Raw genomic sequence first — 21,865 nt, 5'->3', positions numbered from 1 at the left:
GGTCAAGTCGAAACGGGGTGAGTCAATGAAGTACTCGAATCTGGTCGTGCGTTTGCAGGGCAAGCGCACGTCGGCATGGGAAATCCATCGCGTTGCCCAACAGGCGCTCGCCAATGGCGAAGACGTGATCGTGCTGAGCGTGGGCGACCCTGACTTCGCGACACCCGCGCCGATCGTCGAGCGCGCAATCGAGGCGCTGCGCGGTGGCGATACGCATTACAGCGCCGTGTCGGGGCGTGAGCCGCTGCGCGAGGCGATTGCTGGGGAGCATGTGCGTACCACGGGTTGCGCCGCGAGTGCGGCCAACGTGATCCTGACAGCGGGCGCGCAGAACGGCGTGTTCGCCGCGTCGCTGTGCCTGCTGGAAGCGGGCGATGAAGTGATCGTCCCCGAGCCGATGTACCTCACCTACGAGGCCTGCGTGCGCGCCGCGGGCGCTACGCTCGTGGCGGTGCCGGTCGATCCCGCGCGGGCGTTTCACCTCGACTGCGACGCGCTCGAAGCGGCGATCACACCGCGCACCCAGGCCATTTTCTTTGCCACACCCTGCAATCCGACCGGCGTGGTGATGCCGCGTGCGGACCTCGAACGCATCGCGCGGCTTGCCAGTCAGCATGACCTATGGGTGCTGTCCGACGAGGTCTATGCGGATCTGACATTCGAGCGCGAGCACGTCAGCATCGCCGCGTTGCCGGGCATGGCGGAGCGCACGGTGACGCTCGGCAGTCTGTCGAAGTCGCATGCAATGGCGGGGTGGCGCGTGGGCTGGGCGATTGGGCCCGCCACACTCATCGAGCATATGGGCCGGTTGGCGCTGGCTATGCTCTATGGCTTGCCGGGGTTCATCCAGCAGGCCGCGTTAACGGCTTTGCAGAACAAGGCGCCGATCGTTGCCGAGATGCGCGAAATTTACCGGCGCCGCCGCGACGTCGTGTTCGAGCGCTTGCATCGCGTGCCGGGTCTGCGTTGCCTGTTGCCGGAAGCGGGCATGTTCATGATGGTCGACGTCAGCGGTACGGGGCTCGACACAGTCGATTTCACCTGGCAACTGTTTCGCGCGCAAGGCGTGTCGCTGCTTGACGCCAGCGCATTCGGCGAAACGGCGAACGGTTTCGTGCGGCTGGGTTTCGTGGTCGACGAAGCGAGCCTGATCGATGCGTGCGAACGGATTGCGGCATTCGTCGGTGGATTGCCGGTACGCAACCTGGCGTAAGCGGGGTGCAGGGACAAGAAACGCTGCTCGAATCTTGAGCGCCAGATAAAGTCGTCGCGGGGGGGGGGGCAGAATAGATGAGTGGCTTTCTTAAGTATTTCGGATTGCTTTCGTTTCCCCTCAATGAAGCAACGTGGTGCGGCGGCAGAGACGCATTGGAGCCGGTTAGAAGCCGTTTTCGATTGACGTCTTTTATGCTTGCGTCAAGAATCGTTGGCCGAGTTCGTCTTAGTCTGGATAGCCGGAACATCGGCGCCTACCGATTCGCAGACGGGAACCGCATGGCCATTCGCTTCTACCTCGCGTTGCGCCGGTCGCTGATGGCCGGATCCGTGGCGGCCGCGCTGCTTGCGATGGTGCTCGTCCTCGCCATCATCGCCACGTTCAGTCAGATGTGCGCGGCGGCCGAACTGGACGAACCGTCCGCCGCCACGGCCGGCACGGAACCAGTCCTATCCCCAGGGAGCCCAGCCAGTCCGGCGAGCGCGCCCGGCGTGCCGGATACCCAGACGGGAACGGTCGGCCTCTCCGTCGATGCGAACGGTCAGCCAGTCAAGGAGCCGCGCGCCAATCCTGCTCATACTGGCCGTCTGCCGCGGGTTGCCGCCACCGGTCAGAACGAGTCGCAAGACAACGCGCTGCACACTGCCAAACCCGAGACCGTGACGATCCCCGTGCCGCCGGAGACCACCACGGTGACGCAGCATTCGATCCGGCTCGACGGCCGCAAGATCGATTACACCGCGACCGCCGGCAACCTGCTGCTGCGTGACAATACCGGCCAGGCCAATGCGAGCGTTTTCTATCTCGCCTATACCGTCGCCACGAAAAACCCTTCGACGCGGCCCGTCACCTTCCTCTTCAACGGCGGCCCGGGTGCGGGCACCGTGTTCCTGATGATCGGCTCGTTCGGGCCGAAGCGGGTGCGCACGGCGAGCCCCGCGAATACGCCGCCCGCGCCATATGTGCTGGACGACAACTCCGATAGCCTGCTCGACACCACCGACCTGGTTTTCATCGACGCCGTGGGCGCCGGCTTGTCGCGGATCGTCGGGCATGGCACGGGGAAGGACTTCTGGGGCGTCGATAAAGACCTCGCCGCGTTTTCGCAGTTCATCGATCGCTACCTGACGGTGAACCAGCGCTGGAATTCACCGAAGTATCTGCTTGGCGAATCGTACGGTACCGCGCGCGCCGCGATGCTTGCCTATGAGTTGGGGCAAAACAATATCGCGCTCAACGGTGTGATCCTGATGTCGTCGGTACTCGATTCCGCGGCGTTTTCAGCCGGCTCCGACTTCCAGAGTGAGAGCTACTTGCCGAGCTTCGCCGCCATCGCGTGGTATCACGGCAAGATCGTGCCGAAGCCGACCAGCCTGCCGGCCTTCCTCGACGAGGCCCGTGCGTTCGCACGTGGACCCTATGCCCAAGCGCTCGCCCAGGGTGACGCGTTGCCTGACGCACAGCGCGACGAGATTGCTGCACGCGTCGCACAGTTCACCGGGCTCGACGTCGAGTACGTGAAGCGAAGCCGCCTGCGTCTTTACCCGTCGCGCTTTCGCGATCAGTTGCTGCGCGATCAGTCGCGCAGCGTCGGCCGTTTCGATGCGCGCTTCGAAGGGCTCGAGTATGACGGCGTGTCCGAGCACCCCGATTTCGATGCGTCGGTGCCCGGCGTGTCGAGCGCTTTCGACGCCGGGCTTCATCAGCATCTGGCGCAGGACCTGCATTTCACGCCCGCTGACCGCTATCGCGTCTTCAACGACGATGCCTTGAAGCAGTGGGACTGGAAACACCGCGAGTGGTGGGGGGAACATCTGAACGAGCCCTATGCCGCGGGCGATCTCGCCGAGGCGATGCGGCAGAACCCGCATCTGCGCGTCATGTCGTTGAACGGTTATTTCGACCTTGCCACGCCGTTCTATGCAACCGAGTACGCGCTCGCGCATCTCGGTGTCGATGCGTCGCTGCGCGCCAACGTGCGTATCACGTACTACCCGACGGGCCACATGATCTATCTCGACGATGCTGCGTTGCATACGCTCAAGCGGGATCTGGCGAGCTTCTATGCGGCGGGTGCGAGCTAGCTGACTAACGGTATAATTCGGCTGCTTTGCGTCCACTTTGACGCGCCCGTTCGAAGGCGCGTCCATGCCGTTGTCCACGGCGTCGCCAACCCGGTCTTGCCAACCCAGCTTTCACCCGCGCTGCCCATGCCATTTCTTCCGATCCAGTCCTTCACGCGCAAACGACTTTCCGACGTGGTGTCCGACCAGATCAAGCAACTGATCTCGGACGGCGCATTGATGCCGGGCGACCGGTTGCCGGCTGAACGGGATCTGGCCACGCAGCTCGGCGTATCGCGGCCCTCGTTGCGCGAAGCGCTGATCAGGCTGGAGGCGGACGGCTATATCGAAACGTCGGGGCGGGGTGGCTTCACGGTTGTAGACGTCACCGCGCCGATCATCTCCAAGCCGCTCGCCGAACTGCTGCTGCAAAATCCGCGGACCAGTGCCGACATTCTCGAATTGCGCCAGGGTCTCGAATCGATTTCGACGGTCTACGCCGCGCAACGCGCCACGGCGGCCGACCTGAAAAAAATTACTGAAGCGTTCGAAGCGTTGAAGGCCGGCTCCCAGTCGCAAGACCGCGTGAACCTGGCGGAACTGGATGCTGCGTTTCACCTCGCCATCGCCGACTCCACGCACAACATCGCGCTCGCCCATGTGATGCACGGCATCCATACGCTGATTCGCGAAGGCATGCGCCAGTACCATCGGCTGATCGATTACGACGACGCGATGGAAAAGCAGTTGATGAGCCAGCATCAGGCCATCTACGACGCGGTTATCGCACGCGATGCGCCAAAGGCGCGCAAGGCCGCGGAACGTCACCTGTCCTATGTGCGCGAGATGTACAAGGAAGACGCGACGAACCCTCGCCAAGCGTGATTTCCTGAGTCTGCCGGCCTTCTGCTCTTGCTGTTTTTCTGACCGTTTGTGCACGGCTCGCGCTCGTCTCGCGAGCGTCGGATCGCACACCCGCGCTACCACGTAGCGACGCACACAGCCCGTCCCATCAGCGATTTCCGGTTGACACCGTCCGGCGTCTTCCTTATATAATTCGTGGTCTGACCAACATGACCAGCCTGACTGAGTGGTAGTAATGAGTGGTAGTAATGAGTGGTAGTAACGAGTGGTTGTGATGAGCAGCCGCAGTGAGTGAACACGCTGACCTGTCACGCGCATGGCGTCGGCGGGAAACACCTGCGCTGCCGTGATTCCCACAGTAGAGTGGATGACTCACCGGCCGCCGCCTTTCTTTCCAATGAGCTTATGAAAGTCGCCCTGTTTATCCCGTGTTTTATCGACGCGTTCTATCCCGAGGTGGGGATCGCCACGCTCGAATTGCTCGAACGCTTCGGCATCGAGGTCGACTATCCGCAGGAGCAAACCTGCTGCGGCCAGCCGATGGCCAACAGCGGCGCACAAGCGGAGGCAGCCGGCGCAGAGCGCGTATTTGCGCGCAACTTCGCCGGCTATGACTACATTGTCGGGCCGTCTGCGAGTTGCATTCATCACGTGCGCGAGCATTTGACCGCGATCGGGCAAACCGATGAGGTGAGGAAGGTTCGCGCCAACGCGTACGAACTCGTCGAGTTTCTGCACGACGTGCTCGGCGCACGCGAGTTTCCGTGGGCCGAATTTCCGCATCGCGTCGGCCTGCATAACAGTTGCAGCGCGTTGCGTCATCTGAAGGAGGCGTCAATCTCGGAGATTGCCGCGGCGCCGTTCTCGAAACCGCGCACCTTGCTCGAAGGCGTTAAAGGCATCGAATTCGTCAAGCCGTCGCGGCCCGACGAATGCTGCGGTTTCGGCGGTACGTTTTCAGTGACCGAAGAACCGGTGTCGGTGCGCATGGGGCAGGACAAGGTCCGCGATCATCTCAGCGCGGGCGCCGAGTACATCGTATCGGGTGACATGTCGTGCCTGATGCACCAGCAAGGCTGCGCGGAACGGATGAAAGCCGACGCGCGCTTCATTCATATCGCGCAGGTCCTCAACGGAGCACGCGCATGAGCCGTGTCGATCACGCGAAAGCCGCGGGCGCTTTCATCAGGAAGACGGAGCACGTCGCGTTTCACGACAGGCGTCTATGGGATTTGCGTGAGAAGCGCGATGCGCAGGCGCATGGCATCCCGGAATGGGAGACGCTGCGCGAACTGGCGTCGGGCATCAAGGAGCACACGCTGTCGCATCTGTCGGACTATCTCGAACAGTTTGCCACGGCGGCCGAGGCGAATGGCGTCGTGGTGCATTGGGCCGCGACGGCTGAGGAGCACAATGCGCTGGTCCATCAGTTGATGTCCGAGCGCGGCATGACCACGCTCGTCAAAAGCAAGTCGATGCTCACCGACGAATGCAAGATGCGCGAGTATCTTGAACCGCGTGGCATCACGGTGATGGAAACCGATCTTGGCGAGCGGATCCAGCAACTCGATCATCAGGATCCGAGCCATATGGTGGTGCCCGCAGTGCATAAATTGCGTGCCGACGTGGCTGAACTGTTCGGACGCACCATCGGCACCGATCCGGACAACAGCGATATTCACTACCTTGCCGAAAGCCAGCGGATGAATACACGGCCGTATTTCGTGCGCGAGAAAACCGCCGGCATGACGGGCTGCAATTTCGCGGTGGCGGAGACGGGCACGGTCGTCGTGTGTACGAACGAAGGCAATGCCGACCTGTCCGCGAATGTGCCGCCGTTGCATATCGCGTCGATCGGAATCGAGAAGCTGATTCCGAAGGTGTCGGATCTCGGCGTATTCATCCGCATGTTGTCGCGCAGTGCGCTCGGTTCGCCGATTACGCAGTACACCTCGCATTTTCGCGCGCCGCGTCCGGGTACCGAGATGCATTTCATCCTCGTCGATCATGGCTGCTCCGAGCGGCTCGCGATGGAGGACTTCTGGTATTCACTCAAATGCATTCGCTGCGGCGCGTGTATGAATACCTGCCCGGTGTATCGGCGCAGTGGCGGCTTGTCGTATGGCGGCACGTACTCGGGGCCGATTGGCGCGATCATCAATCCGACTTTCGATCTGAAGCGCTATAGCGCGTTGCCGTTCGCGTCGACGCTCAACGGCAGTTGCACGAATGTGTGCCCGGTGAAGATCAATATTCACGAGCAGATCTACAAATGGCGCACGGTGATCGCCGAGCGTCACGAGGTGCCGTTCGTGAAGCAGGAGGTGCTGAAGATGGCGGGGCGCCTGCTCGCGAGTCCCACTCTGTATCGGGCGACGGTGTCGTCGATGAGGGGCGCACTGCGGCGGCTGCCGAATTTCGTGCTCTATAACCCGCTCAATATCTGGGGCCGGCAGCGCGAGTTGCCGGAGGCGCCGAAGCTGACCTTCCACGCCTGGTACAAGAAAAATCGTGGAGGTGGCGATGGCAACGCGTGACGCTTTTCTGGCGAAGGTGCGCGAGGCGCAACCACCGGCGCGTCCGCGGCCCGATGTGCCGTTGTTCGCTTCGGTGGGTGGGGATGTGCGGGCGCGCTTCACGACCGCATTGCAGGCAATGGGTGGGACTTGCGTCGACGGGTCGGCTGCGGGTGACGTGCTTGCGCTGATCCGTGAGCGGTTCGGCGCCGCCGCGTCGGTGGCCTCGGCTACGCCCGAAGTGCCCGGCACGCGTGAAATCACGGCCGAAACTGAACCGGCTTCGTTACAGGATATCGAGGTGGGCGTGGTGCGGGCGCGCTTCGGTGTTGCTGAAACCGGTTCGGTGTGGTTCAGCGAGCGTGAGTATGGGGTCAACGCGCTGGGGTACATCGTGCAGCATCTGGTGGTGCTGCTCGATCCGGCGCAGTTGCTCGACGGCTTGCAGGACGTGTACCGTCGCGACGACTTCCGCGAGGCGCGCTTTGCGGCGCTGGTCACCGGCCCTTCGGCCACGGCGGATATCGAAGGTGTGCTGATTCGCGGCGCGCAGGGGGTGAGGTCGCTGACGGTGGTGTGGGTGGCGGGGCGGCAAGGAAGCTAGTGCATGTCATGGTCCCAGGGGGGGCGATGCAGGTTCTTCTTCGGGTGTGTTAAACTAACCCGGAGATCGATATTTGTTTGAATTTTATTATTTTAATCATTGAGTTATTGCTTGATTAAGATCAACTTGATGAGCGGAGTTTGTTATGGTCCTTGAAGATCGGCTGAGGATAGCGATTGCCAAGCGGGCGTCCGACGTCTTCTTGCGGACCGAACTCGCTCGTCTTGGTAGTGAAGCCCAGGTCGGGCGGGCGCTTCGCAAGTTGCTGGAGAGTGGCGTCATCGTCAAACTTGGCGTTGGCGTGTATGCAAAAGCTAAGCGCAGTGTCCTGTCAGGCGTGCCGATTCCTGTCCAGCCAGTTGAAGTTCTGGCCGAGGAGGCCCTGGGCAGGATGGGCGTCAAGGTCTACCCGAGCCAGCAAGTCGCGTTGTACAACGCGGGTGAAACAACTCAATTGCCGGCCGGAACCGTGATCAATACCGGCAATCGTCGCATCGTGCGGAAATTGGGTTTCGGCAACAAAACTGTTCAATATGAAAATAATCTCGGAAGAACAGAAAGAGCTTATTGATTCGATCACGGCGGAGGGGCTGGCCGGAAACCTCTCTGCCTTCATCCTCGAGAAAGATATCCATGTCACTGACGCCTTGCACGCGTTGGCGAAACTTCAGCATCGGCACATCCGGTTCGTATTTTGCGGCGGCACGAGCCTGTCCAAAGCACATGGTTTGATCGAACGGATGTCCGAGGACGTCGATCTGAAGGTGGAGCTGAATGCCGATCACGGCCTCACGCAAAGCGGCATGAAGACTCATCTTGGCAAGCTGAAAAACGCTGCAATCGACGTGATGAAAGCATTGGGCTTTCAGATCATTGAAGAGGAACAGCGGGCGCTCAACGCGAACCGTTACTTTGCGTCGGGTTGGCGTTACAAAACGCGCTATACCGCTCACACCAGCTTGCGGCCTCATTTAAGTCTCGAATTTACAGTGCGCACGCCGAGCTTCGCTGTCGCGCAAAAACCCATCGGGTACCTGATCGACCGTCTGGCGAATCGCGCAGGGGCGCCGGTCGGTATGCCGTGCGTTGCCGTCGAAGAAACGCTCGCCGAAAAGGTTCTATCGTTTTTGCGCCGTCACGCGGAACACCGTGCGGGCGTGCGGGAAAAGTGGGATCAGGCACTGGTGCGTCACATTTACGACACCTACTGCATTGTTGGTTCGAACGCGGCATTCGTCGATCGAGCGGCGGCTCACTTCAAAGACTGCGTTGAATACGATCGCGCGGAGTTTCATCATCACACAGCGTTTGTCGAGGATCCGAAGCAATCCATGACGGCGGCCCTGGCAATCGCGGAAACAGAAGAGCAGACGAAACGTGAGTATGAGCGGGTGCTGCTGCCGCTTGTTTATGGCGTGACGAGGCCGACCTTCGGGGAGGCGTTCTCAGTATTCAAGTCGACAGCTTTGAAGCTTCTGGCGACGCTTTGATCGCCGCCGGCCTTGCGCCACTCCCAACAAAGCGTTTGCCGGGCGGTCCTGCCACGGATTTTGCTATCATCACTGTATAAACATACAGGTTTCGTGAAAAAGCCCCGTGGCGATAGATGCTCCGTCAGACCTCCGCGCTGATACCCCTTACTACCTGCTGAACTTCGAGCGTGCGCTGGCATGGCTCGCCGAGCGTTACGACGATCTGCTGGATGCGCACGAACACGGCTTTCTGCGCGATTTCGCTGCTTTGCCGCAAGCCTCGCGTGCGTTGCTGGTTCGCATGCTGATGCGCAAGGGCGCGCTGTTCCGCGCCAGCCGCCTTTCTTATGACGAGATCGGTTGCCCGTTGCAAGCCGTTGCGCCTCTTGCCGCGCTCGGCTGGGTCGATACCGAACCGGACCTGACGCTCGACGATCTGTTCGCGCTCACCACCCGTCCCGAGTTAGTGCTGATCTTTGCGGACGCCATCGCGTTGATTCCGGGCGCGAAGGGCTTGCGCAAACCCGATCTGCTGGAAACGCTGCGGCCGTTGTTTTACGAAAGAGAAAACGAAGCCGAAGCCGAAGCCGCGGAACGAAGCGCCACCGCGCATCCATTGTCCACGTGGCACAGCCAGACCACCGACCGTGTTTTCCACGTCGCCATCGCGCCGCTCTGCGAGCGTCTGCGCCTGATGTTCTTCGGCAATCTGCAGCAGGACTGGTCGGAGTTTGTGCTGGCCGATCTCGGCGTGTTCCAGTACGAGAAGGTGGCATTCGCGCCGTCGTCGCGCGCATTCCAGCAACGCGCGGACGTGGACGTGTACCTGGCGTTGCATGCTTGCCGTGAAGCACTCGACTGGCTGCCCACGGGCGATTCCGAAACCGGGGCGATCGACGAGCTCGTCGCCGTGATTGCCGCGATCGAAATCTCGAACCCCTGGCTCGAGACGCGTCGCGCGAAACTGCTGTTTCGTGTCGGCCAGCATTGCGAGCGTCAATGGAACTGGCCTGCTGCACTGGCCGTCTATGAGCGTTGCGCGTGGCCCGGCGCGCGCCATCGGCGCGTGCGTGTGCTGGAGCGCTGCGAACGATTCGACGAAGCCTTCGCCCTCGCTTCGCAAGCCGCGACCAGGCCGGAAAGCGAAGAGGAAGCGCAACGCGTCGCGCGCATGCTGCCGCGTTTGCAGCGCAAGCGCGGCGAGCGGGTCGCGCGTGTGCCTGCGGCACGGCCCGTCGAGCGCAGCACGCTGGTGCTGACGAAGCCCGAAGCGCCGCAACCGGTCGAATATGTCGCCCGAGATCATTTGACTTGCGAGTCGGCGCCGGTTCATTACGTCGAAAACGCGCTGATCAATTCGCTGTTCGGTTTGTTGTGCTGGGAGCCGGTGTTCGCGGCGCTGCCCGGCGCTTTTTTCCATCCGTTCCAGCGCGGACCGGCCGATCTGCATGCGCCGGATTTTCATGCGCGCCGCGTGGAACAATTCACCGCATGTCTCGCGCAACTCGACAGCAGCGCCTATCGCGAGACGATTCTGCGGCATTTGCAAAGCAAGGCGGGTCTGCAATCGCCGTTTGTATTCTGGGGCGTATTGACGCCGGAACTCGTCGAGTTGGCGCTCGATTGCCTGCCAGCCGCGCATCTGAAGCTCTGGTTCGAGCGTCTGCTGCGTGACATCCGTGGCAACCGCTCAGGTCTGCCGGACCTGATTCGTTTCTGGCCGGCTGAGCGCCGTTATGAGTTGATCGAAGTAAAGGGCCCCGGCGACCGCCTGCAGGACAACCAGATCCGTTGGCTCGCATACTGCGCGCAGCACGGCATGCCAGTGCGCGTACTCGACGTGCGATGGGCCGATGAAGACGCCGCCGGTTCTGACGGCGCGCTGGAAGATGCGGCGGCGAGTCCCATAGAGACCATTGCAGAAATCGCTGCGGTGACCACCAAAGAGGCCGGCACATGACCTACGTGGTCGCCGTGCGGGCGATGTGCGAGTTCACCGCGAGGCGCGGCGATCTGGATCTGCGCTTCACGCCCGCGCCCACTTCGCTGGAAGGCATGGCGGGCCACGTGACAGTCGCCGGGCGGCGTGCGGGCGGTTACGAAACCGAGATCACGCTGAGCGGCACGCATCGTGGCTTGACCGTGCGTGGCCGCGCCGACGGCTACGATCGGGTGTCGAACCGGCTGGAAGAGGTCAAGACCCACCGTGGCGCGCTCGAACGGATGCCCGCCAATCACCGCGCGCTGCATTGGGCGCAGGCGCGGGTGTACGGCCATCTGCTATGCCGCGCTCGCGGGCTCGCCGAATTGACGGTCGCGCTGGTGTACTTCGATATCGGCAGTCAGAAGGAAACGTCGCTGACCGAAACGCACACCGCGCGTGAGCTGGAGATTTTCTTCGTCGAGCAATGCGAGTGCTTTCTCGATTGGGCCGTGCAGGAAGAGGCCCATCGCGCCGCGCGCAATGCCGCGCTCGGCGCCTTGCAGTTTCCGCATGGCGAATTTCGCAGCGGGCAGCGCGAACTGGCGGTGTCGGTGTATCGCGCCGCGCGTGACGGCAAGCCGTTGATGGCGCAAGCGCCCACCGGTATCGGCAAGACGCTGGCAACGATTTTTCCACTGCTCAAGGCGTGCGCGTCGGACCAGATCGACCGCGTATTCTTCCTCACCGCGAAGACGCCGGGCCGCGCGCTTGCCCTCGACGCGATCGAAACGCTCCATCAAGGCGCCACGCCGCCCCTTGCGCGCTTGCCGCTCAGAACGCTGGAACTGGTCGCGCGCGACAAGGCCTGCGAGCATCCCGACAAGGCCTGCAACGGTGAGTCCTGTCCGCTCGCGCAGGGTTTCTATGACCGGCTCGACGCGGCGCGCAGCGCGGCGTTGGCCGGCCCGAGGCTCGACCGGGCATCCGTGCGCGAAGCGGCGCTCAAGCATGAGGTCTGCCCGTACTATCTGGCGCAGGAACTCGCACGCTGGTCCGACGTGGTGGTCGGCGACTACAACTACTACTACGACAGCAGCGCGATGCTGTATGCGCTCACGCAGATCAATCAGTGGCGCGTCGGCGTGCTGGTCGACGAGGCGCACAATCTGCTCGACCGGGCACGGCGCATGTACAGCGCGTCGCTCGATCAGGCGGCGTTCCGGCTCGCGCGCAAAACCGCGCCCGCGACGTTGAAGAAACCGCTTGAACGGCTGCAGCGCGCGTGGAATGCCGTCAAGCGCGCGCAGACCGACACCTATCAGGTCTACGCCGACGTACCCGGTCAGTTGCTTTCGGCCGCCCAGAACCTGATCGGCGCGGTGACGGATCAATTGGCCGACGCACCGCTTTCAATCGACGAAGCGTCGTTGCGGTTTTTCTTCGACGCCATGCATTTCGTCGCGCTGGCCGAGCAGTTCGGCGAGCATTCGATTTTCGACATCACGCTCAGCGCGGATCGCTACGCGCCGCGCGACAAGTCGAACGCCACGCTATGTGTGCGCAACGTGATCCCGGCACCGTTCCTCGCCGGGCGCTACGCCGTCGCGCGCACCACGGTGATGTTCTCCGGCACGCTCAATCCGCATCATTTCTATCGCGACACGCTGGGTTTGCCCGAGCAGACGAACTGGCTCGACGTCGAAGGGCCGTTTCGCGCCGAGCAGTTGCAGGTGCGCGTGGCGGGCCATGTCTCCACGCGCTGGCGTGACCGCGAACGTTCGCTCCTGCCCATCGTCGAGCTGATCGCGAAGCAGTACGCGGCGCAGCCGGGCAACTATCTCGGGTTCCTGAGCAGCTTCGAGTATCTGCAGCAGGTGGTGGGCTTGATGCGCGAGCGCCATCCGGAACTGCCGGTATGGACCCAGGAGCCGGGCATGGACGAGGCGGCGCGCGACGCGTTCCTCGCTCGCTTTCGCACCATGGGTCAGGGCGTCGGCTTCGCGGTACTGGGCGGGGCGTTTTCCGAGGGGGTCGATCTGGTCGGTCAGCAACTGATCGGCGCCTTCATCGCGACGCTCGGCCTGCCGCAGATCAACGACGTCAACGAGCAGATGCGCCGCACGATGGACGCGAAGTTCGGCAACGGCTACGACTACATGTATCTGTATCCGGGTTTGCAAAAGGTAGTGCAGGCCGCGGGCCGGGTCATTCGCACGGAGCAGGACCGGGGCGTGGTGCATCTGATCGACGACCGCTACCGGCGGGCGGAAGTGCGCCGGCTGTTGCCGCGCTGGTGGCTGGTGCAATAGGCCGCTAGCCGGCGGGCCACAAGCCGATCTCTTTACCTCCCGGGTAATCGACCTGCCTACCGCCGCCTGGCAAAGTGGCGGCACGGCACAACGATTCCAACCCCGGCAACCCAAGGTAAAGAGGCTCTCATGAACGCGACCGCACCGTATCTCACCGACACCCCCAACACCATCCGCACCGCCGACCACACGCGTCTTTTCTACCGCGACTGGGGACACGGCGCGCCGATCGTGTTCCTGTCCGGCTGGACGCTGAATTCCGACATGTGGGCCTATCAGATGGAACCGCTGTCGCGGCTAGGTTACCGTTGCATCGCGTATGACCGGCGCGGCCACGGCCGTTCGAGCGATCCGGGGCGCGGCTACGACTTCGATACGCTCGCGGATGATCTCGACAGCGTGCTGAGTACGCTCGATCTAAGCAACGTGACATTGGTCGGGCATTCGATCGCAAGCGGCGAAGCGGTGCGCTACCTGACGCGGCATGGGTCGCAGCGCGTGGCCCGGGTTGCGTTCATCGCGCCCGCCGCTACGCCGTATCTGCTGAAAACCGAGGACAACCCGAACGGGATCGACGCCGCCCTGTTCGAACAAGGCCGGCTCGCGCTGAGCCGTTCTTTCCCCGACTGGATCGAGGCCAACGCCGCGCCTTACTTTGGCCCGGGCGTGTCGCGCGCGCCGCTCGACTGGACGATCGGCATGATGCTGCAAACCTCGCATCAGGCCATGCTCGAACTCGCCCAGCTCCAGACCGTCACCGATTTCCGCGCGGAACTGGCCCGAGTGCAGGTGCCGTCGCTGGTCGTGCATGGCGACCGCGACGCTTCGGCGCCGCTCGAACTGACCGGCCGGCCCACGGCTGCGCTGATCGAAGGCGCTTCACTGCGCGTCTACGAAGGCGCCGGCCACGGTCTCTACTTCACGCATGCGGAGAAGTTGAACCAGGATTTGCTGGCGTTCCTGGGCCACCGGCCGGCTTAGGGTCGGCGGGCGGTTGATCTTCAGGCGGCGCGTCGGGTTTCCCGGCGGCCGCTTTTTGCGCAGCGTCGGCGGTTGGCGTTGAAGGCGTTGCGGCCTTCGCTGGATCGTTTCCGGCGTCATTGGGTCCGCCGGTCGATTCGACTGTGGCCGGTGCGCTTTCCGGGTCCCACGTCAGCAAATGCCGTTGCGGATTCGCGATGGCGATGCCGCGCGCGCTGAACTGATCGAGAATGCGCCGGTTGAATTCGCGCTGCACGCCCCAGCGCGCGCTGTCGCGGCACTGGATCTGGCCGGCCAGCGTCACCGCCGAGCCATCTACCCCGTCCACGCCCCAGAAGCTGAAGTCGGACAGGATGCCGTCCTTGTACTTCTCATCCTCGCGCAGCGCGGCGCCGATTTCCTTCAGCGTGTCGATCGCCAGGTCGACGTCCTCGCCGAACACGATATTCACCTTCACCGCCGCATTGCCGAGCCCGCGATTGGTGTTGTTCACCGTGGTGACCGAACTGAACGGCACGGTGTACAGCGAACCGTCGCTGCCGCGCAGCCGCACGGTGCGGATCGACAGATATTCGACCGTGCCGGACACGCCCGCGAGCGTGACCCAGTCGCCGACCTGCATGGCGTTTTCCATCAACAGGAACATGCCGGTGATGAAATCCTGCACCAGTTTTTGCGAGCCGAAGCCGAGCGCCACGCCGAAGATACTCGCGCCCGCCAGCAGCGGCCCGATGTTCACGCCGAGTTCGCTCAAGCCGGTGAGTACGACCACCAGCGCGATCAGGCAGAAGAGCGCGCTGCGCAGCATCGGCAGGAGTGTGCGCAGACGTGCGGCGCGCACCAGGTCGCCGCTGGTGGTCCAGCGGTCGAGTCGCTTTTCGATCGCTACGTTGACCGCTTCCCACACCAGCAGCGCGATCGCGGCGGCGACACCGATCGTGACCAGCGCAGAAGCCAGACGGTGACCGATCGAGCCGGCCCGGAACACTTCGCTCACGTTGACGCCCCAAACCTGCAGCAGCGCGAGTGCGGTCACGATGCCGATGATCCACGAAACGACCCGCCGCAGTAGCGGGTAATAGCGGTAGGCGTGCTGCTGTACGAGCGACGCCGTCGCGTCACCCTGTACATTGAAGAGGCGCGCCATCGCGCCGAAAATCACGATTGCGATGACCCGCGCGCCCACCAGGATTGCCAGCGTAAAGCCGCCGAGATGCAGCAGGGTGTGATAGCCGTTCCGCACGTCGAGCGCCCAGATGAACCAGAGCGCCATCACGATGAACGCCGCGAACCATGCCCACGCGTCGGCGAGCGCATTGCCGAACATCTCCAGCGACTTGCCCGCGGCGAAGCGCTTGCGGATCAATTCGCCGACCGGCTTCGCGCATTGCAGGATCAGGACCGAGAGCATGATGTGGCCGGCGAGCGCGACCACTTTCATCAGCGCGAGATGCGCCGCGTCGTTCAGGCCGAGCGATTGCGCGACCTCCGCGATCGCCGAGCCCGCACCGACTACGGTGACGATCCGCACAATCCAGCGCTGCACGAAAACGGCCCATGCATCGCTCATGCGTAAGAGACGCAGGCGCGGCGCCGAGTGCTGCAGGAAGAAGCCGCTGCCGATGACGATCAGGCGGCACAGCACATAGATGTCGATCAGCGAATCGAGCGCGCGGTCTTGCGGCGTGCCGTCGTCGGTGAAAATCGACATCAGCGCGCTTGCCGCGGCGACGAACACCGCCAGCGGCAGCAGGCGCAGCACGACGGTCAGCAGCGCGCGCGGCAGACGCTGCAGGAGCGTCCAGTGATGCACGGCGTTCTGCTTGCCTTTGGTTTCAGCGGCTGTACCGGTGGCGGCCGTGGGCGCCGTGGTGGATGCGCCGGGCTTCGCCGCCTGTGCCGTTGCATCGGGAGAAACGGGCAGCGGCGGTGCGGCGTTCGGCGCATCGGCCGGTTGCGGCAGGACGTCGACGGGCAGATCGGCTTGCGGCGCAGCGTTGTCATTGCCCTGTTCGCGACGCGCGGCGAGGGCCGTGTACGCGCGGCGCAACACGCGGCGCGCGAGCCATTCGAGTCCGAGCGCGGGCAGCAGCGCCGCCAGCAGCGACCCGACGACATGAGCCAGCAGGCTGCGCGCTTGCGGATTGGTCGATTGCCAATTCCACCAGGCACGCACCGACGCGACGTCGAGCAGCGCGCCGATCGAACTGCGCAATGACATGCCGAGGTGCACGGCCCAATGCGCACCCTGACGCGCCAGTTGCGAGGCGAGGCCGTTGGACTGGAATGCAGCTGGCACGATCGCGGCGGCACCGCTTGCTGCTTTGGGGGCTGAAGCCGCCGCAGCCGCCGAGGCGGGCGGTGCGCTGAGTGCGCCCGCTGCGGCGATTGCCTGGAGTGTGTCGCTGACTTGCGCGCGGCGGGTGGGGTCGTTCAGGACGCTGAGCGCCTGGCGAGCCTGTTCGGGCGTCAGAGTGAGCGCGGCGCCGGATGCCGCGGGGGCGGCGGCGGGTTGCGCCGCGGCGGCAAAGACCGGCGCGGCGCTCAGGAGGAGAAAAAAGAGGAACCAGGCGTGGAGTATTTTGCGCATAGGGTGTAAGGCGGGGTACCGGGTGCGGGCGGTGGAGCCGGAACGTGTCGCGTCGTGCGGTCGGTGGCGTGACCTTGAACCGACACGGGTTTGGCCGTACAAGTTCCGCCCGAGGCAGCTTTCGGTCGTCACGCGAGGGTTCGGCTAGCCAGTTTGAATTGTAACGTCAGGTAGCAAAAAGCTTGCCTGTCAGACGGCGTCGCCAAACCCCGGTGGCGTGAAAGCGCACGGATGCCGGGCCGGATAGATCGCGCGGACACGCCGGCCCGGCGGCGCCTACTCCGTTGCGTCCACGGCGCCCATTGCCGCCACCCCAAGCGTGCCTTCGACCACCTCGGCGAAGGTGCGCTCTTCGCGCAGAATGAAGCGTTTCGTCTGCGCGAACTGGAAATTTTCGCGCGCTTCGGCATCGGTTCGCAGCCTCGCCCGATAGGTTTCGTAGGCGGCGAGGCTATCGAACGCAATCAAGCCCCAGGCGATGTCGTTGGTCCCTTCGTGGGGCAGAAAGTAACCGATCAGATGACCGCCGCAACGGGGAATGATGCGCCCCCAGTTGCGAGCGTAATCGTTGAAGGCATCGCGTTGGAATGGGTCGATCTGATAGCGGATAAAGCAGGTAATCGTCATGTGCAGGCTCCCGATCGGGTCGTTGTGGTGGTTTGAGGTACCCGGCTATCAGTATGCTGATGAGTTGACCGCGACGTTTCACGATTTTCCGAACTATCGATGAAAGAGTGCGGGTTTTCTACGGCACGCGCTGCGCGCGGATCGTCAAAGTCGCGAGCGTTGCGCCGCCCAGCGCGCATAACGCCGACACTAGCGCCACCGCCCGCAGCGCAGCACCCAAGGCCTCGGCCTGAGCCTGAGCCTGAGCCTGAGCCTGAGCCTGAGCCTGAGCCTGAGCCTGAGCCTGAGCCTGCGTCACTTCGGCATGCGAAGCGCTTTGCGTCACGCCGGACGGTGCGACGCCCGCATCCGTATCCGGGTGTTCCATGCCGGTTTGCGCGAGGTGGCCCGCCTGACGCACCGCTTGAGGCACGTTCAACGCATTGAGCCGCGCGTCGAGCGCCGCGTCGTGCGACCACACATACACGATCCCGAGCACTGCAATCGCCAGCAGACTCGCCACCCTGGCAACGGCGTTATTGATGCCCGAGGCGACGCCGGTACGTGCAGCGGATACGGATGTCATCACGGTGGTGGTCAGCGGTGCGACCGTAATCGTCATGCCGAGCCCGAGCACCACAAGAGCAGGAAAGAAGCCGCGCCAATATTCACCACGTACCCAGGGCAGCGCGAGCATCGCGAAGCCGACCGCTGCGACTGTCGGCCCGATGCCCAGCAGGACCCGGGCCCCATAGCGGCTCGTCAGGCCGCCGGTGAAGCGCGACAGCAGGCCGATCGTGACCGGCACCGGCAGCAGCGCGGCGCCTGCTTCGGTCGCGCTGTAACCGTATGCGCGGATCAGCGTGAACGGCAGGAAGAACAGCGCGCCGCCCAGGCCAAAGTAGAGCAGCAGCGTGACGAGGTTCGCGCCGACGAAGTCGCGTGAACGGAACACGTCGAGCGGCATCATCGGATTGCGGGACTTCGCTTCGAGCGCGACGAAGCCGCTCAGCACGAGCAGGCCCGCGAGGATCAACGCCAGCACCCAGCGCTCGCCGAAGCCGCGCGTCGAGGCGAGCGTCAGGCCGTAGGTCAGCGCGGCGAGTCCCGCGGTGGCCGTGACGGCGCCTGGCCAGTCGAGCCTGAGCCGCGCGTGGCCGTCGAGCACGGGGGAAGGGGCGGACGGATCGTCTTGCTGCCGGCTATCCGGCACCGCGATGACCGCCAGCGCGATGGTTGCGCACGCAACCGGTACGTTCAGAAAGAAAATCGCCCGCCACGAAAACGCATCGACGAGCCAGCCGCCCGCCACCGGGCCGAGCGCTGACGTAATCGCGCCGACGCCGGCCCAGGTGCCGATTGCCTGGCCACGCTCCTTGTCGTCGAACACCGCGCCGATGATGGCGAGACTGCTCGGCACCAGCAGCGCCGCGCCGATGCCTTGCACGGCGCGCGCCGCGATCAGGGCGCCCGCGCCAGGCGCCAGGCCGCAGCCGATCGAGGCCAGCGTGAACAAGCCGATTCCCGCGATGAACACGGTGCGGCGGCCGAGCGTGTCGCCGAGCGTGCCGCCCACCAGCACCAGTGCGCCGAGAAACAGCAGATACGCATTGACCACCCACTGGATTGCCGCGACGCTCGCGCCCAGTTCGGTCTGGATCGACGGCAGCGCGACGTTGACCACGGAGCCGTCGATGAACGCCATGCTCGAGCCGAGGATCGTCGCGGCAAGCGCGAGTTTTTTGCGCCGGCACGGCGGACCGAGGCCTGGGGGCTGAGCGTGGATGACAAGCGTGTCGCACGGACTCGCCTGGGCCGGGAGGGCGGAGGGGTGGCGCGCAAGCGCCGGAGCGTGCTGATCGGCCAAGTCCACTCCCGGGTGGATGAACGGCTTTCAGCATAGCAACGCCAGGCGCAATCCGATAGGCGGTTGTAACGCCGGGTGGCGCTGGGCTACAGGAATCGTCGCAACCGCCGCAACCGTCACATGGCAACCGGCACAACCGCAGCAACCGCCGCGGCAATCTTGCGGAAGTTCGTCCGCTCAGATGGCTGGCGAGATCAAACCAGCGACTGCGCCTGCCGCTCCGCCTCCTCGTCGGCATCCGGGCCGCCGTTGGCATTCGGCGCGCGCCCGGCCGCCGGTTCCTGATGCAGCCGGTTCGCATGCATCAGCCGATACAGCGTGGCGCGTGAAATACCGAGTTCGGCCGCGGCCTCGGACAATTTATAGCCATGCCGCTGCAACGCGTGCTCGATGGCGTCCTTTTCGGCCTTGCTGCGGATCTCCGCGAGCGTCACGGCCGGTCCGTTGTCGGATTCCGGCAAGCCAAGGTCGCTGGCGGTGATAAAGCGCCCCTCGCTCATCACCACGGCGCGGCGCACGCAGTTGATCAGCTCGCGCACGTTGCCCGGCCACGGATAATTCGACATGGCGACGATTGCGTCGCTCGACAGCCCGCGCAATTTGCGCGCGCCATCCTGCCGGTACATGCTGAGCGCGTAGTTCGCGAGCAGCTTGATATCGCCGCCGCGCTCGCGCAACGGCGGCTCGACGAGCCGCAGCACGCACAGGCGGTGATACAGGTCGGAGCGGAAACGGCCGTCTTCGACGGCGCGGTCGAGATCGACGTGGGTCGCCGAAATCACCCGCACGTCGACCTTGATCGGGCCATTGCCGCCCAGCCGTTCAATCGTGCCTTCCTGCAGGAAACGCAGCAGCACCGCCTGGCACTCGTGCGGCATGTCGCCGATTTCATCGAGAAACAGGGTGCCTTCATTGGCGCTTTCGATCCGGCCGATCTTGCGTTGCAACGCGCCCGTAAAGGCGCCGCGCTCGTGGCCGAACAACTCGGCTTGCAGCAGGCTTGGTGGAATTGCCGCGCAATTGATCGCGACGAACGCCCGGCCGGCGCGCGGCGAGCGCTCATGAATCGCACGCGCGGTCAATTCCTTGCCGGTGCCGGATTCGCCGGCGACGAACACAGGCGCATCGGTCACGCCGCATTTGTCGACGCGCCGGTATAACTGCTGCATCGCCTCGCATTGCCCAACCATGCCGTGCCGGCCGAGCGAGGGCTCCGGTACGACTGGCGCGTGCCGCAGGCTCGACAGCCCATGCGCGTGGCCGAGTGCGAAGACGAGCCGCTCGTTCAGCCAGGGCCGGGTAATGAAATCGAAGCAATAGTCGAGGATGAAGCGGCTGACCAGTTCGTTGTCCGACTGGCCCGGTGCGATCTGCGCGACCCAGTTGGTTTCGACGCGCCGCATGCAGGAGGCCAGCGCGGACAAATATTGGGACGTGCAGTCGGCTGGCAATTCGACGAGGCCGACCTTGATGTTGCCGCGCTCGAGCATGCGCTCAGCGAGCGCCGTGCTTTTGGCGTGCACCGCTTGCCAGCCCGATGCGCCCAGGAAGCGGACGAGGTCCTGATCGGGCGAGTTCGACACGTATAGAACGGTGCGCTCGGTGTCGACAGGCATGCTAGTCGTATTCATATAACCCCCGGATCGTTGCTTCTCTCAGAACGGCTTTCGACGAATTGGACAGACCGGCAATGACAAATTCACGGTAGCGGCAATGACGGGGGCATGAAGCGGCGTGAGCCGCGAGGTACTGCACATCGAACCGGCAGCAGATTAGTGTTCAATGCTGAAACTGCCTGGCTATTTCATCCCCGAATCACCAAAGCTGTTTTCTATCTCGGTGGCCTGACACAGGCGCTCTACGTGGCGCATGGCCTAAAGATAAGCGAAAGCGCTTTAGAGCGCCATACAAACAAATCTGGAGTCGGAAATGTTTTTCCCGTTGCGACGTGTCAGCTTGCCGTTCAAAAATAGCAGGTCAACCCCGGCTATGCGCGCAATACCACACAACGTTGTAAATCGCATGACGTTAATCATGCAACGGATAGCGCATCGCCGAATTACCGCGAATTACCGCGTCTCAAGCTTGCGACATTCCGGGCACCTGCTGAAAAAGGCATTTCGTGCCCCGAAGCATCGGCATATTTGACCGGGCCACGCCGCAAAACGCGGCTGCGCTGGGCCGGCGACGCGGGCTTTCCGTCATGCAATCAGGTAGATCGTTCCGCCGCGCGTCAGAGGGTCGATCCATCGCGTCTCAAATCCGAATCAACGTGTGACGCGAGGCACGGTACGGCAATGTGCGTTGCAGCAAACTTCGTGATGCAGCAAGGGATTGAGGCTGCCTGGCACAGCCATTGCAATAGGAGACTCACAAGAAGATGGTTTGCCGCCTGGCTCCCGGTGTACGGGGTAGCAGCAGCCGGGGGTCCGGCGGCAAAGATTGTCTTCGCAAGCGCGGCCGGGGAAGCCAATGTGTCTTGCGAGGGGGCGGCGGGGCCACTGAAAAACGGATGTCAAAAAAGGCGGGGCGAATGAGCGTTACGAAGTAGCGGTCATTCGTCACCGGACGACGTGAAGCATTGACCTCGCCACTTTCTCCGTCCAGTTGGATGGATTTGAAGTTGCGGGCCGAAGTTGATCGTCATAACGACAGATACCGCGTTCGGACAGAAAATCGCGAGCGCGCGACGCACAGAACAGGGAAGGGGCAGCGCACGGTCGGCACCGGCCGGCGCGAAGAAGCGGGGAGGGATGGCTTGAGTCTCCATAGAGAGGCGCACGCTACGAGGTGAACCGGGCGCCGGGGGGGGGGGGGGGGGGGGGGGGGGGGGGGCGGGGGGGGGGGGGGGGG

Annotated in this window: 15 protein-coding genes; 11 read left to right on the top strand and 4 right to left on the bottom strand. The window is 63.6% G+C overall.

Features of this window, described 5'->3' with window-relative positions:
• The first annotated feature begins 25 nt into the window (after positions 1 to 25).
• The 11 genes from PQR67_RS14150 (at position 26) to PQR67_RS14100 (ending at position 13,949) form a co-directional block, all read left to right on the top strand.
• On the top strand, positions 26 to 1,213 hold the full coding sequence (locus PQR67_RS14150; protein WP_408459873.1) for a pyridoxal phosphate-dependent aminotransferase: 1,188 nt from the start codon (positions 26 to 28) through the stop codon (positions 1,211 to 1,213).
• Between the two features lie 281 nt (positions 1,214 to 1,494).
• Complete coding sequence (locus tag PQR67_RS14145; RefSeq protein WP_408459870.1) at positions 1,495 to 3,300, top strand: S10 family peptidase; 1,806 nt, start codon at positions 1,495 to 1,497, stop codon at positions 3,298 to 3,300.
• 126 nt (positions 3,301 to 3,426) lie between these two features.
• Complete coding sequence (locus PQR67_RS14140) at positions 3,427 to 4,164, top strand: FadR/GntR family transcriptional regulator (RefSeq protein ID WP_408459867.1); 738 nt, start codon at positions 3,427 to 3,429, stop codon at positions 4,162 to 4,164.
• A 384-nt stretch (positions 4,165 to 4,548) separates the two neighbouring features.
• On the top strand, positions 4,549 to 5,292 hold the full coding sequence (locus PQR67_RS14135) for a (Fe-S)-binding protein (RefSeq protein WP_408459865.1): 744 nt from the start codon (positions 4,549 to 4,551) through the stop codon (positions 5,290 to 5,292).
• Positions 5,289 to 6,680, top strand: coding sequence for a lactate utilization protein B (locus PQR67_RS14130; protein ID WP_408459862.1), 1,392 nt, complete (start codon positions 5,289 to 5,291; stop codon positions 6,678 to 6,680). The genes PQR67_RS14135 and PQR67_RS14130 overlap by 4 nt, the downstream gene beginning before the upstream one ends.
• Positions 6,667 to 7,263, top strand: coding sequence for a LutC/YkgG family protein (locus PQR67_RS14125; RefSeq protein ID WP_408459859.1), 597 nt, complete (start codon positions 6,667 to 6,669; stop codon positions 7,261 to 7,263). Before PQR67_RS14130 ends, PQR67_RS14125 begins: the two co-directional genes overlap by 14 nt.
• A gap of 145 nt (positions 7,264 to 7,408) precedes the next feature.
• Positions 7,409 to 7,834: a DUF6088 family protein gene (locus PQR67_RS14120; RefSeq protein WP_408459856.1), complete on the top strand. Its 426-nt coding sequence runs from the start codon at positions 7,409 to 7,411 to the stop codon at positions 7,832 to 7,834.
• Positions 7,797 to 8,753 (top strand): nucleotidyl transferase AbiEii/AbiGii toxin family protein, encoded by a 957-nt coding sequence (locus tag PQR67_RS14115; protein WP_408459854.1) that lies wholly within the window; start codon positions 7,797 to 7,799, stop codon positions 8,751 to 8,753. Before PQR67_RS14120 ends, PQR67_RS14115 begins: the two co-directional genes overlap by 38 nt.
• 106 nt (positions 8,754 to 8,859) lie before the next feature.
• Complete coding sequence (locus PQR67_RS14110) at positions 8,860 to 10,695, top strand: VRR-NUC domain-containing protein (RefSeq protein WP_408459851.1); 1,836 nt, start codon at positions 8,860 to 8,862, stop codon at positions 10,693 to 10,695.
• Positions 10,692 to 12,968: an ATP-dependent DNA helicase gene (locus PQR67_RS14105; protein ID WP_408459848.1), complete on the top strand. Its 2,277-nt coding sequence runs from the start codon at positions 10,692 to 10,694 to the stop codon at positions 12,966 to 12,968. Before PQR67_RS14110 ends, PQR67_RS14105 begins: the two co-directional genes overlap by 4 nt.
• Positions 12,969 to 13,097: 129 nt before the next feature.
• Complete coding sequence (locus tag PQR67_RS14100) at positions 13,098 to 13,949, top strand: alpha/beta fold hydrolase (RefSeq protein WP_408459845.1); 852 nt, start codon at positions 13,098 to 13,100, stop codon at positions 13,947 to 13,949.
• On the opposite strand, the gene PQR67_RS14095 is transcribed toward PQR67_RS14100, so the two are convergent.
• The 4 genes from PQR67_RS14095 to PQR67_RS14080 all read right to left on the bottom strand — a co-directional run bounded on the left by PQR67_RS14095 (position 13,888) and on the right by PQR67_RS14080 (position 20,643).
• Complete coding sequence (locus PQR67_RS14095) at positions 13,888 to 16,539, bottom strand: mechanosensitive ion channel family protein (protein ID WP_408459842.1); 2,652 nt, start codon at positions 16,537 to 16,539, stop codon at positions 13,888 to 13,890. The two genes, PQR67_RS14100 and PQR67_RS14095, sit on opposite strands and share 62 nt — an antisense overlap.
• Before the next feature lie 276 nt (positions 16,540 to 16,815).
• Complete coding sequence (locus tag PQR67_RS14090) at positions 16,816 to 17,166, bottom strand: NIPSNAP family protein (RefSeq protein ID WP_408459839.1); 351 nt, start codon at positions 17,164 to 17,166, stop codon at positions 16,816 to 16,818.
• A gap of 118 nt (positions 17,167 to 17,284) precedes the next feature.
• Positions 17,285 to 19,012, bottom strand: coding sequence for an MFS transporter (locus PQR67_RS14085; RefSeq protein WP_408459836.1), 1,728 nt, complete (start codon positions 19,010 to 19,012; stop codon positions 17,285 to 17,287).
• A gap of 194 nt (positions 19,013 to 19,206) precedes the next feature.
• The gene (locus PQR67_RS14080) at positions 19,207 to 20,643 is read right to left on the bottom strand and encodes a sigma 54-interacting transcriptional regulator (protein ID WP_408459833.1); all 1,437 of its coding nucleotides are present in this window, start codon (positions 20,641 to 20,643) and stop codon (positions 19,207 to 19,209) included.
• Positions 20,644 to 21,865 lie beyond the last annotated feature (1,222 nt).

It is taken from the genome of Paraburkholderia fungorum, assembly GCF_046026025.1.
Classification (GTDB): domain Bacteria; phylum Pseudomonadota; class Gammaproteobacteria; order Burkholderiales; family Burkholderiaceae; genus Paraburkholderia; species Paraburkholderia fungorum_E.
The sequence above is the reverse complement of the archived record's forward strand: the minus strand, read 5'-3'. Positions and strand labels throughout refer to the sequence as shown.